Raw genomic sequence first — 11,971 nt, 5'->3', positions numbered from 1 at the left:
CAATCGATAAGTAAGATAAATAGAGAGGATTTTCGAATGGCCGTGGACGCTTCGACTGCACAGCCGGTCCGCCTGGCGCCTATCAAACTGGCGATCGTGGGGGTCGGCAAGATCGCGCGCGACCAGCATCTGCCGGCGATCGCGGCCGATCCGCGGTTCGAACTGGTCGCTGCGGTCAGCCGCAACGCGACGGTCGAGGGGGTGGCGAACTATCACGACATCGGTGAACTGCTGGCAGCCGGCCATGAGCTGGATGCGGTATCGATCTGCACGCCGCCGGTCGGCCGCGCGACGATCGCGATGGCGGCGATCGATGCCGGATTGCACGTGATGCTGGAGAAGCCGCCCGCCGCGACGTTGTCTGAGATCGCGCGGATCGAGGCGCACGCCGCGGCGGCCGGGCGGACGCTGTTCGCGACCTGGCATTCGCGGGAGGCGGCAGGCGTCGCGGCGGCGCGCGCGTGGCTGGCGGAACGCACGATCGAGCGCGTGACGATCGACTGGCGCGAGGATATCCGACGGTGGCATCCGGGGCAGGACTGGATCCTGGAGGCAGGCGGCTTCGGCGTGTTCGACCCGGGCATCAACGCGCTGTCGATCGCGACCGAGATCGTCCGTGGGGCGTGGGTGGTGGACTCGGCCGATCTGCGTGTGCCGGAGGGACGGATGTCGCCGCTCGCCGCCGATCTGCGCATGACGTGCGGCGATGTCCCTGCGACTGCGGCGTTCGATTTTCTCCACGAAGGCCCGCAGCAATGGGATATCGTCGTCGATACCGATGCCGGTCCGCTGACGTTGCGGATGGGCGGATCGGTGCTGGAGATCGACGGTCAGGTCACCGAGGCCCCGGATGCCGAGTATCCGCGGCTGTACGCAAAATTCGCGGAACTCGTGCGGGCGGGTGCGAGCGATGTCGACGTGACGCCGCTCCGCCTGGTCGCGGACGCGTTCCTGGTCGGCCGGCGCGAGATCGTGCCTGCGTTCGCGTGGTGACGGAAACCGATCGGGGGATATGACCTCTGGATACGGCGCGGAATGTTTCCCCGCGAACAACAGGAACGGCAAGGCTGAGATACGATGCGGGCAGCTTCCCGGCACATCCGGTGCGGGAAGCTGTAAAGTATCTTCGATTACTTTCCGCTGCGCTATCCCGCCTACCTGACTGATCCACGATAGGATCGCCGGAACGCCCCCGTCTGCGGTCACGTTGATCTGCAAAACGAGGATACGGATCGATGCTTCAGGTCAGTCGGGAAATCGCGAACGAGGATAGGGTGTCGGCGGTGGCGCCGGTCGCGGCGGCGCTGGTGGAGCGACTTCGCGAGGACGGGCTGATCTACGTAGCAGCGGACGATCAGCGCGCGACCGAGATCGCCGCGGTCGCCGCTGCGCTTGCGCCCGATGCGCTGGTTGTCCAGCTGCCGTCGAGCGATGCGCTGCCGGGCGACGAAGCGCCGGCGTCGCCCGCCAATGTCGGTCGCCGCGTTGCCGCACTGCGCCAGGTACGGGCAGGCGTCGAGTCCGGTACCGCGCCGATCCTGCTGGTCACGACCGCGGAGGCGACGGCGGTGCGCTATCCCGAACCGGCGTCGTTCGACGCGGCGCCGCCCCGGCTTGCGACTGGGGACACGATCGACCCCGATGCCTTCGCGGCGATGGCGGCAGAGGTCGGCTATGTGGCGGACGACCGGGTCGACGAACCCGGCGAGATTGCGGTGCGGGGCGGCGTGATCGATATTTTTCCGGCCGACCGAGAGGCGCCGGTCCGGATCGAGTTCACGGACGGGCGCATCACGGCGCTGCGGACCTACGACCCGGTCACCCAACTCGGCCAGGATATGATCGAGACGATCGAGGTCGGTCGCGCGACCGAACCGGCGGTCGAGGCCGGCGTGGCGATCCTTGCTCATCTGCCAGACGCCGCGCTTGCGTTCGACCGCGATGCCGAGCGTCGGCGTACGCGCTTCCTGGCGATCGCGGCAGATGGCCTGCCGCGGCGCAAGGCAGCGGCCGACCTGGTCGAGGCCAAGGCATGGACCGCTGCAACCGCGAAGTGCGAAACGCTTCAGCTCGAGACGCTCGACGACATGCCGCCGCGCTTCGTCGAGCGCCGCGATCCCGCGCGCGCGTTCGTGCGATACGCCAAGGACGCGCTGGCCGACGGCCGGCTGCTAGTGGTCGGTTCGCCGCGCGATTTGCGTTTCCTGCTCCACAGGCTTGGTCCGAAGATCGCGTTCGAGCCAGTCGCCTGCTGGGCCGATGCGGTCGCCGCCAAACCGGGTAGCGCGATGCTGCTGACCGCGCCGATCGATCGTGGTTTCGTCGCGAGCGGGATCACCGTGGTTGCGAGCGCCGACCTGCTCGGCGGCCGTGCGCGCGGGGACGAGATCGCCGTGCGTGGCGGTGCTTATGCGCTCGGCTTGTCGAGCGAACTGCGGTGCGGCGACGTGATCGTCCACGAGGTGTTCGGGATTGGCGTCGTCCGCGGGCTCGAACGCCTGCCCGATGACAAGGGCGATGCGATCGTCCTCGAATATGCCAGGCAGGGGCGCCGGCTGGTGCCGGTCGCGGAGGCCGACCGGATCTGGCGCTATGGTGCGGACGCCGACGTGGTGACGCTTGACGCGCTCGATGGATCGTCGTGGCAGAAACGGCGTGGCGCGATCGACGCGGCGATCGCAGAGAGCGCCCGCGATCTTGCCGAGCTCGCCGCCGAACGCGACGCCCGGACGACCGATCCGATCGAGCCCGACCGTGCGGCATATGAGCGCTTCGCGGCGGGGTTCGCGTTCACCGAAACCCCCGACCAGGCTCGCGCGATCGCGACGACGCTCGCCGATCTCGCCAGCGGCAAGCCGATGGACCGGCTGGTGATTGGCGATGTCGGCTACGGCAAGACCGAGGTCGCACTCCGCGCCGCCGCCGCGGTGGCGCCGGCTGGGCGACAGGTCGCGATTGCTGCGCCCACCACCGTGCTGGTCCGCCAGCATATCGAGACGTTCACGAAGCGGTTTGCGGGGAGCGGTGTCACCGTTGCCGGGCTATCGCGGCTGTCGAGTACCAAGGAAAAGGCGCGCGTGAAGGCCGGGCTCGCCGATGGGTCGATCGGCGTGGTGATCGGCACCGGCGCGATCGCGGGGAAAGGCGTCGCGTATCACGATCTCGCGCTCGTCGTGATCGACGAGGAACAGCGCTTCGGCACCGCGGACAAGGCCAAGCTGCACGCACTCGGCGCCGGCCATGCGCTGACGCTGAGCGCGACGCCGATCCCGCGGACGCTGCAATCGGCGATGATCGGGTTGCAGGGGCTGTCGATCATCGCGACCCCGCCCGCGCGTCGCCAGCCGATCCGGACGTCGGTCGCGAGCTTCGACGATGCCACCGTGCGCGCGGCACTGCGGCGCGAACGCGCGCGGGGCGGGCAGAGCTTCGTCGTGGTCCCGCGGATCGACGACATGGCGCCGCTTGCCGCCAGACTCGCCAAGCTCGTACCCGAACTCGGGCTGGTCCAGGCGCATGGCAAGATGCCCGCCGTAGAGATCGACGAGGCGATGGTCGCATTTGCCGCAGGCGACGGCGATGTGCTGTTGGCGACCAACATCATCGAGGCGGGGCTCGACGTGCCGCGGGCGAACACGATGATCGTGCATCATGCGGACCGCTTCGGTCTGTCGCAATTGCACCAGTTGCGCGGTCGGGTCGGGCGTAGCGGACGGCGCGGGCAGGTGATGCTGCTCACCGATGGCGACGCGACGATCGCCGAGCCGACGCTGAAGCGGCTGCGCACCCTGCAGGCGTTCGACCGGCTCGGCGCGGGGTTCGCAATCAGCGCGCGCGATCTCGATTTGCGCGGTGCGGGCGACCTGGTCGGCGAGGCGCAGGCCGGGCACATGAAGCTGATCGGCATCGACCTGTACCAGCATCTGTTCGCGCGGGCGCTGCGGCTCGCGCAGGGTGAAGCTGTCGACGACTGGGTACCGGACCTGCACATCGAGGTCGGCGGCTGCCTGCCCGAGGCGTGGATCCCCGAGGAGGAAGTGCGGCTGTCGCTATACGGCCGGCTCGCCCGGCTGGAGGACGTCGCCGCGCTCGACCGGTTCGAGGCCGAGCTCGACGATCGCTTCGGCGCGATGCCGGAGGAGGCCAGGCACCTGCTGCAGGTCGCGCGTATCCGCATGCTGGCGCGGGCGGCGGGCATCCGGCGGATCGACGCGGGACCGGCGGCGATCGCTCTCACACCGCAGGATCGCGACGCGGCGAAACCGGCAGGCGACCTGATCGAGAAGACCGGCCGCTGGATCGCCGCCGAGGCGATCGCCGACCCGATCGACCGCGCCGGGCGGATCGAGGATCTGCTCGCCGCGATGATCGAGTAGGCGGCCCGATCGATCCTCTCCCGCCAGGGGGAGGATCGTTGTTTTTACTCCGCAGCCGCAGCCAATGGCACCGCCAGCGCTTCTTCGGTCAGCGCCGCCAGCGTCGCCCGCACCAGATCGACCACGCGCGCGAACCCCGCCCCCGGCGCGTGCAGCTTGCGATCGAGATACAGTGTGCGATCGAGTTCGAGCTGAATCGCGTGGATCCCGGTGGCGGGATTGGCATGCCGTTCGAGGATATGGCCGCCCGCATAAGGGGTGTTCAGCGCCACCGAAAATCCGTGTGCGGTACAGGTCGCCGCCATCCGGTTGACGAACCGCGCGTCCGCTGCATGGCCGAACCGGTCGCCGAGCACCACACGCGCCTGTCCAGGCCCCAGCGGCGGCATCGAATGCACGTCGAGCAGTACCGCCACCCCGAACCGCGCCCGCGCCGCCGCCAGCGCGGCCGACACCGCATCATGATACGGGCGGTAATCCCTTGCGATCCGCGCGGTGACGTCGGCACCGGTGAACCGCCGCGCCCACAGGTCGCCCGCCCCGGACGCACGCCGCGGCACGAGGCCCAGGCCGCTGCGCAGCTTGGCGGATTGCTGTGCCAGCGGGAGCACGGCCGCGCCTTCGTCGACCAGCGGATCGCGCTCGTCCTCGCGCCGGTTGAGGTCGATCCACGCCCGCGCCCGCGTCTGGACGATCGTCGTCTGGTCGGTGCGCGCGGCGCGTGCGACGGCGTCGACCAGGCGATCTTCCAGTGGCAGCACGCCCGCCAACGGCACGCGCAACGCGGCCATCAGGGCCAGCGGATAGTCACGCCCCGCATGCGGTACCGAGATCACTACCGGGCTCGCGGGCGGCGTCGCACCCAAGCGATCGTACGAGCGCGCGTCCGGGTTGCTGTGTGGACCGGGGGCAGGCGATGACGGATGCATGGCGGACACGCTAGGACGACCTGTCCGCGCGGGCAATCGATCTGGAAATCTTAACCGCTTTGCGCGTAGGTCGGTGCTTGCGAACTCGGCGCCGAACACCGCGCCAAACATTGTGCGAAAACGGGACTTTAGATCGATGTTGCGAATCCTGCTGGCCGAGGATGACCAGGTCATGCGCGAATATCTCACGCGCGCCCTCGAACGCTCGGGCTATGCCGTGACCGCCGTCGATCGCGGTACCGCGGCTATTCCGCTGCTCGAGACCGAGACGTTCGACCTGCTGCTGACCGATATCGTCATGCCCGAGATGGACGGCATCGAGCTTGCTCAGCGCGCCGGCGAGATGTGCAAGGACCTCCGCGTGATGTTCATCACCGGCTTTGCGGCGGTCACGCTGAAGGCCGGGCGGGCGATGCCGCAGGCGCGCGTCCTCTCGAAGCCGTTCCACCTGCGCGACCTGGTCGCCGAGGTCGATCGGCTGTTCGAGATGGATAATGTGACGGGCATGCATTGAGCGCTTGCGCCCCGCGATAACCGCGGCTAGTGGAGCCCTCCGGCGGGCGTGTAGCTCAGTGGTAGAGCACTGTGTTGACATCGCAGGGGTCGCAAGTTCAATCCTTGCCACGCCCACCATAGAAAGCCTTGGTAGCCTTCGGGTTTCCAAGGCTTTTTACGTTTTAGCAGCCGCTGAATTGTGGTTCGCGGGTTCCTCAGCATAGACGGCATCGACGACGGCGCGCTCAGCGGTTCGTGGAATGGGGTCGGGCTGGTCCCGCCGCCGATCGGTAACCTCGCCTTGTAGCGGTTCGCGGTGGTCGCATGACGCCGAGAGGTTATGCTTCGCCGAACATCTCGCGTTGCGACTTGTCGAGTTCCTCTGCGTAGCGGCGTCGTACGTAGGATTCGGACAAGATCCCCAACACGGTGCCGTCGCCCGCCACGACCGCCATTTCGTCTGCACCTGCCGTATCGAAGGCCGCCATCACCGCCTTGATGTCGGCATCCGGCGACAGGACATGGTCCCGGTGGATCGCCAGCGTGCCGACCGCCTCGGTCGACACGACACCCTCGGCAAACGCACTGGCGGTCTGGACCACGCCGGCATAACGATTCTCGGCGTCGACGACGACCACGCGACTGGTCGACCCCAGCGGAAACAGCCGGCGAAACTCGGTGACCGTGATCCGGGCAGGCGTCGCGCGCTCCACCTTTCGCATCATCCGTCCGGCGGTCAGCGTACGGACCCACCCGACATCGCGCGCGCTCTTGATCGTCTCCCCGCGCAAATGGAGCCGCCACGTCGAGAACGAGTAGCCGAACGTCTCACGGACGATGGTCGACGCGACCAGCGCGGCGGCGACCGTCGCACCGGCGAGCGAAAAGTCGTGCGTCGCCTCGAGCACCAGCATCGCCATCGTCATCGGACCGCCGACGACCGCGACGGCCAGCGCCCCCATGCCCACCAGCGCCGCATTCTGGGGATCGACCAGCGATTGACCGGCGACCCAGCCCAATCCGCCCGCATAGAGCTGGCCGAGCAGGCTGCCGAGGAACAGCGAGGCGAAGAAAAGTCCGCCGCGAAAGCCAAAGCCGAGCGAGACGACCGACGCCGCGCACTTCATGACGAAAATGGCGGCCAGGAACGTGAGCGGCACGCCGAATTCGAGATCGATGTGGAGGGCGCCGTGCCCGGCCGACAGCACCTGCGGCGTCAACAGGGCCAGGGGAATCAGCAGGACGCCTCCGAGCACAGGCCGCCACGACGTCCGGATCGGCAGGCGGCGGGTCAATGCCTCGACCTCGGCAACCGCGCGCATCAGAGCGATTCCGACCACCGCGGCGATGGCGCCGAGCCCGGCATAAAGCAGGTAATGGTGCGTCTGCACCTGTTCGGCCACCGCCACATCGACCAGATAGGGCTCTGCTCCGAACGCCTGCGCGACAAGCACGCCCGACAGCGACGCCGCAGCGACGGGGGCAATCGCGGCGGGCGTGTAGGCGCCGATGACGATCTCGAACGCGTAGAACGCGCCGGCGAGCGGCGCGCCGAACGCGCCCGCAATCGCCGCGCCCGTGCCGGCACCGACCAGGATCCGCAGGTCTGCGCGCCGCAGCCTGAACCAGCCGCCGGCAATCGATGCGATGACCCCGCCGAGCTGGGCATAGGCGGCCTCCAGCCCGACCGACGCACCGAACCCGTTCGAGATGATCGTCTGTCCGGAAATGACCAAGCTGTCGCTCCACGACATGCGACCGCCGTGCAACGCGTTCGCCTCGACCGCGTCGACCATGTGCCGCGCCCGCGCCTTCGTGGCCCAGGAGAAGAGAACCAGCGCGATCCCGCCGACCGGCAAGGCGAAGAGGACCAGCACGGGAATCGCCGGCGTCGCGCTCAGGCGCTGCCCGGTCGGCAAGGCGAAGAGCAGATGCTGTAGCGACCGCGCGACGGTACCCTGCACGACGCTCAGCAATCCGGCAGCACCACCGATCGCCACTGCCAGCAGGATCAGGACCGCCTCACTCGCACGCAGGCGTTGGCGCAACCAGGCGGTTGCGGATCGTATCGCGCTGACGTCCGGGGTCACATTTGCTTCCGCCGAGGCACCGTGGTGCGGCGCGCTCGGAACCGCGAGGGAGCACGGCGAAGGCCACGAAGACGGTTCACGTCGTCGTGCATCCCGCATCCGTTATCCCGGCCGGCAGAGCAGGGACGAGCAATGCGCGGGCAGGGGAGCGGGAGAGGCACATCGCACCGGTTAAACCCAAGTCCCGATCCCGGCTATGCGAATCTCGTTGGGCCAATCCTGGCGGGAAAGATCTTGGCGGGGGCAGCCTGACCATCGGCGTATCCAAGGTCGTCTCTGCGCCGAGCGGAGCGTTGGGCGCGTCGAAGTCGCCGGGCTCCGGTTTCGCTCCAGGGTCAGCGCACTACAAAGCCTGAAAAGGGAAGTGCCGTTGCCATTTGAATTGCTGTGTCGTCGTATCGGGGTCGTTGCCGGTCTGTCCGGTCTTGCCGCTTGTGTCCCGGCCGGAAGGCAGCCGGCATCGCCAGCCTCCGTGCCGATCACGGTCCAGACCACCATACCCGCCCGGACGCCGCCAAGGACGCCGCCAAGGACGGGGGCAACGCGACCACAGCCGTCGGCGGATCTGCTCAACGCGGTCCAGGCGCTGGGCGCGGGATTCAAGGGCGCGGCCGGTATCAGTGTCCGCGATATCGACGAGGGCTGGGTGGTCGCGTGGGAAGGCGATCGTCCTCGTCCACAGCAGAGCGTCAGCAAGTTCTGGGTTGCGATCGCGGTTATGGATGCGGTCGATCGAGGCCGGTTGTCGCTCGCCGATCCGGTGACGGTCACACGGTCGGATCTGACGCTGTTCCACCAGCCGATCCGGACGCTCGTCGGCAAGGACGGCTACAGGACGACGATCGGCGAGCTGTTGCGCGGGGCGATGACGCGCAGCGACAACACCTGCAACGACATGCTCCTCTGGCGGGTCGGCGGGCCGACCGCGATCAACCGGATGCTGGCGGATAAAGGCATCGCCGGCGTCAAGTTCGGCCCTGGCGAGCGGCAGTTGCAGGCCCGCACTACAGGCCTCGAATGGCGGCCGGAATGGGCAGGGGGCTGGGGCTTCCTCCAGGCGCGCGCGGCGATGACGTACGAAGCGCGCGACAAGGCCTTGCGCCGCTATCTCGCCGATCCGCTCGATGGTGCGTCCGCCAATGGCGTCACGCTGGGATTGTCGCTGCTGGCGCAGGGCAAGCTGTTGAGCCCGCGATCGACCGCCTCGTTGCTGACGCTGATGCGATCGAGCAAGACCGGCCCGCTCCGCCTCAAATCCGGCCTTCGCCCCGGCTGGACGCTCGCGCACAAGACGGGGACGGGGCAGGATCTCGATACACTCTCGACCGGCTATAACGATGTCGGATTGCTCGTCGCACCCAACGGGCACCGCTATGCCGTCTCCGTGATGATCGCCAGCACCCGCGAGCCGATCCCGGTGCGGATGCGGCTGATGGGCGACGTGACCCGGGCGGTCGTGGCGACCGCAGGCCGATAGTTGGTCGCGCTTTTTCCGGCGTGATCGAATTGGCTTATTCTGGACAATCGAAGCGCCTCGGCAAAGGCCTCCTGTCAATTCCGTTTGGCAGCCGCGTTCCATTCGGAGACTTTCGCGCGCGTTGCGGCAAGCATGCCGTCGAGCGCCGCGCGATCGTACGAACGTCCGCGCAGCACGACCATCCGGATCGCGCGCGTCGCGGCGATCGACTGCAGCGGGTTGCGGTCGAGGAGCACGAGGTCCGCCGCCTTGCCCGGCGCGATGCCGCCATAGCGCGCCATCTCGCCGAACCACGCCGGGCCCACGCGCGTCGCCGAGGCGAGCGCCTGGGACGGCGTCAGCCCGTATTTCACATACAGCGCCAGTTCGTCGTGAAGGCCGACGCCCGGATAATCATAGCTGTTGAGGAAGCCCGCATCGGTGCCCGCCATGATCGTCACGCCGGCCTTGTTCAGCATCGGCAGGATCGCCGCGACCCGATCGAAATGGGCATGGCGTGCCTCGATCTCGGCCGGCGTGGCAGTCGCCGCGCGCTGGACCCGCCAGTCATAGGTCTTGCGCAGGCCGGGGCCGATATAGGCGAGATACGCGTCGTTCGCGTGGCTCGTTGCGTCGAGATGCGCGGTGATGCTGCTGATGTTGAGCGTCGGCGTGACGAAGACGGCCTTTGCAGCCATGCGGCGATAGGCCGCCATCGCGGTGGCCGGATCGAAGCCGGTGTCGATCCGGCGGTTGGCCTCGGCCCGGTCGATCCGCCCCGCGGCGAAATCGGCGGCGATGTCCGCCTCGTCCCTGACGCCCGCCTTGTAGGCGTAATCGAGATGCTCGATCGAACTGATGCCCGCGTCGATCGCCTGGCCGACGGTATCCTGCATCGGAATATGGCCGGATACGCGCAGGCCCGCGGCACGCGCGCGCGAGACGGCGTACAGGAACAGCTTGGGATCGAGCGTGTTGTCGGTGATCTTGACGAAATCGACGCCAACCGTCTTCTCGTGCGCGATGGCGGCGTCGACATCGGCGCGGCTGCCAACCTCGATCGTGCCCTTCCAGATCGGCTTGATGCCTTCCAGCTTGGCGCCCGACGTCAGCAGCCGCGGGCCGAACAGCGTGCCGCGCGCGATCTCGCCGCGCCATGCCAGCACTTGGTCCGGCAGGTCGCCCGAACAGTCGCGGATCGTGGTGATGCCGTGCGCGATGTAAAGCGGCAGCAGCGCCTTGTTCTCTGCGATCAGGTCGGGCCCGCCGCCGAAGTGGACGTGCATGTCCCACAGGCCCGGAATGAGGTAGCGCCCCTTGCCGTCGATGACCGACGTGGTCCGCCAGCGCCGCGCGATCGTCGCATCGGCACCGACCGCGACGATCGTGCCGTTGCGCCAGGCCACGGCCTGGTCCGCCTTTGCCCGTCCATGCTCGACATCGACGATGGTGACGTGGCGGATGACGGCGTCGGCGCGCTGGGCCGCAATGGGGGCCGCAACGGGGGCGGCAACCTGTGCCGCAACGGGAGCGGCGGGCGTCGCCAGCGCGACGGCGGCGGTCAGGATCAGCTTCATGACCTGGACATATCCGTGACGGTTTCCATGGTCTACCGTTCCTGTCCCGTCATTTGATCCGCGATCGCGCCGTCCGTCTTCGGGCAATCTGCCGCGCGGTGGTCGCGAAGGTTTGCCTGGACAGCTTGGAACAGCGATTGGCTGGCGCACACGGCCAACACACGGCCAAGGGGTACTGCCGTGTTGAACCGTGAAATCTGCAGCCAGGTCGACAAGCTGCGCGATGCGATGTGGTCGGGAGGCGTATCGAACCCGCTGACCGGCGTCGAACAGCTCACCTATCTGTTGTTCATCCGCCGGGCGATGATGCCGGCGCCTATACGATGATCCTCACCAACCCGCCCTTTGCCGACGCGACGCCGAACGGGGTGAGCGACGTGTTCGATCTACCCCAGACGCTGGCGATCGTGACCGCGATCCGCGACCTCGCGTCGCGGTATGCCAGCTACGCTTAGAACAACGCCGCGCGTATCTTGGGTGGCTTCAGCGTAACGCGGTCACTGCGTGACGCTCCGTTCGCCCGCCAGCGCACGGCGCAGCGCGGCCACTTCGGCATTCAGCGCTGCCAGCCGATCGGGCGTCATGCCGGTACGCTCGACCATCAGTGCGCCGAGGCAGCCGGTTTCCGCCCAGCATGCCTTGCCCGCTTCCGTCAGGCGAACGCGGACCTGGCGTTCGTCCGCGGGATTGCGGATGCGAGTGACGAGCCCGGCGGCTTCGAGCCGCTTGGCGAGCGGAGTGATCGTGCTGGGTTCGAGCGCGAGCCGGTCGGCGATCGCGCCGATCGACCGGCCATCGTCGGTCTCGTTGAGCGTCTGGAGAACGAGAAACTGCGGATAGGTGATGCCGAGCCGGTCGAGCACAGGCTTGTAGGCGCGATTGATCGCGATCGTCGCGGCGTACAGCGAAAAGCAGAGCTGGTCGTCCAGCGGCAGGGGGGTGGGCACGGCAGAACTCCTTCGCACTCGCAATAGCACGATAATGCTTATCGCGGCAAACTAATGCTGGACAGGCCGCCACTCTCTTCCTAAATATCTTATCGCAATAA

General features: G+C 67.8%; 10 protein-coding genes and 1 tRNA gene. 7 read left to right on the top strand and 4 right to left on the bottom strand.

The genetic code is table 11. The annotated features are described in order from the left end of the window. The first annotated feature begins 36 nt into the window (after window positions 1-36). Window positions 37-993: a Gfo/Idh/MocA family protein gene (locus VH567_RS13810; RefSeq protein ID WP_423326836.1), complete on the top strand. Its 957-nt coding sequence runs from the start codon at window positions 37-39 to the stop codon at window positions 991-993. Window positions 994-1,235: 242 nt separating this feature from the next. Continuing rightward, the gene (locus tag VH567_RS13805; protein ID WP_423326835.1) at window positions 1,236-4,376 is read left to right on the top strand and encodes a TRCF domain-containing protein; all 3,141 of its coding nucleotides are present in this window, start codon (window positions 1,236-1,238) and stop codon (window positions 4,374-4,376) included. Window positions 4,377-4,420: 44 nt separating this feature from the next. Here the strand turns inward: VH567_RS13805 and VH567_RS13800 are convergent, their stop codons facing one another. Next, entirely contained in the window at window positions 4,421-5,305 is an 885-nt protein-coding gene (locus VH567_RS13800; RefSeq protein ID WP_423326834.1) for an N-formylglutamate amidohydrolase, read from the bottom strand. A gap of 136 nt (window positions 5,306-5,441) precedes the next feature. Here VH567_RS13800 and cpdR point away from each other — a divergent pair, with 136 nt between their 5' ends. Together cpdR and VH567_RS13790 are read left to right on the top strand one after the other, a co-directional pair. Beyond that, a complete protein-coding gene (gene cpdR, locus VH567_RS13795; protein ID WP_423326833.1) occupies window positions 5,442-5,819 on the top strand; it encodes a cell cycle two-component system response regulator CpdR in 378 nt (125 codons plus the stop codon). A gap of 44 nt (window positions 5,820-5,863) precedes the next feature. Then, window positions 5,864-5,938 (top strand) — tRNA-Val (locus VH567_RS13790). Window positions 5,939-6,138: 200 nt separating this feature from the next. On the opposite strand, the gene VH567_RS13785 is transcribed toward VH567_RS13790, so the two are convergent. Beyond that, window positions 6,139-7,890, bottom strand: coding sequence for a chloride channel protein (locus tag VH567_RS13785; RefSeq protein ID WP_423326832.1), 1,752 nt, complete (start codon window positions 7,888-7,890; stop codon window positions 6,139-6,141). 472 nt (window positions 7,891-8,362) lie between these two features. Here VH567_RS13785 and VH567_RS13780 point away from each other — a divergent pair, with 472 nt between their 5' ends. Then, window positions 8,363-9,367, top strand: coding sequence for a serine hydrolase (locus tag VH567_RS13780; protein ID WP_423326831.1), 1,005 nt, complete (start codon window positions 8,363-8,365; stop codon window positions 9,365-9,367). A 74-nt stretch (window positions 9,368-9,441) separates the two neighbouring features. Here VH567_RS13780 and VH567_RS13775 read toward each other — a convergent pair whose 3' ends face one another. Beyond that, window positions 9,442-10,923 carry an amidohydrolase family protein gene (locus VH567_RS13775; protein WP_423326830.1) on the bottom strand — a complete coding sequence of 494 codons (1,482 nt, stop codon included), beginning with the start codon at window positions 10,921-10,923 and terminating at the stop codon, window positions 9,442-9,444. Between the two features lie 180 nt (window positions 10,924-11,103). Between VH567_RS13775 and VH567_RS13770 the strand changes: the two genes are divergently transcribed. Further along, entirely contained in the window at window positions 11,104-11,250 is a 147-nt protein-coding gene (locus VH567_RS13770; RefSeq protein ID WP_423326829.1) for a hypothetical protein, read from the top strand. Beyond that, the gene (locus VH567_RS13765) at window positions 11,247-11,378 is read left to right on the top strand and encodes a hypothetical protein (protein ID WP_423326828.1); all 132 of its coding nucleotides are present in this window, start codon (window positions 11,247-11,249) and stop codon (window positions 11,376-11,378) included. The genes VH567_RS13770 and VH567_RS13765 overlap by 4 nt, the downstream gene beginning before the upstream one ends. A 42-nt stretch (window positions 11,379-11,420) precedes the next feature. Here the strand turns inward: VH567_RS13765 and VH567_RS13760 are convergent, their stop codons facing one another. Beyond that, on the bottom strand, window positions 11,421-11,870 hold the full coding sequence (locus VH567_RS13760; RefSeq protein ID WP_423326827.1) for a MarR family winged helix-turn-helix transcriptional regulator: 450 nt from the start codon (window positions 11,868-11,870) through the stop codon (window positions 11,421-11,423). Window positions 11,871-11,971: the final 101 nt, after the last annotated feature.

The organism is Sphingomonas sp. 4RDLI-65 (genome assembly GCF_049472435.1).
Taxonomy (GTDB): Bacteria; Pseudomonadota; Alphaproteobacteria; order Sphingomonadales; family Sphingomonadaceae; genus Sphingomonas.
Note: the sequence above shows the minus strand (reverse complement) of the source record. Positions and strands in the feature narration are given on the sequence as shown.

What these genes read in the sequence shown, in the direction of transcription:
- VH567_RS13810 (WP_423326836.1), top strand. Translation starts at nt 37, where the DNA reads ATGGCCGTGGACGCTTCGACTGCACAGCCGGTCCGCCTGGCGCCTATC.
- VH567_RS13805 (WP_423326835.1), top strand. Translation starts at nt 1,236, where the DNA reads ATGCTTCAGGTCAGTCGGGAAATCGCGAACGAGGATAGGGTGTCGGCG.
- VH567_RS13800 (WP_423326834.1), bottom strand. Translation starts at nt 5,305, where the DNA reads ATGCATCCGTCATCGCCTGCCCCCGGTCCACACAGCAACCCGGACGCG.
- cpdR (WP_423326833.1), top strand. Translation starts at nt 5,442, where the DNA reads ATGTTGCGAATCCTGCTGGCCGAGGATGACCAGGTCATGCGCGAATAT.
- VH567_RS13775 (WP_423326830.1), bottom strand. Translation starts at nt 10,923, where the DNA reads ATGAAGCTGATCCTGACCGCCGCCGTCGCGCTGGCGACGCCCGCCGCT.
- VH567_RS13765 (WP_423326828.1), top strand. Translation starts at nt 11,247, where the DNA reads ATGATCCTCACCAACCCGCCCTTTGCCGACGCGACGCCGAACGGGGTG.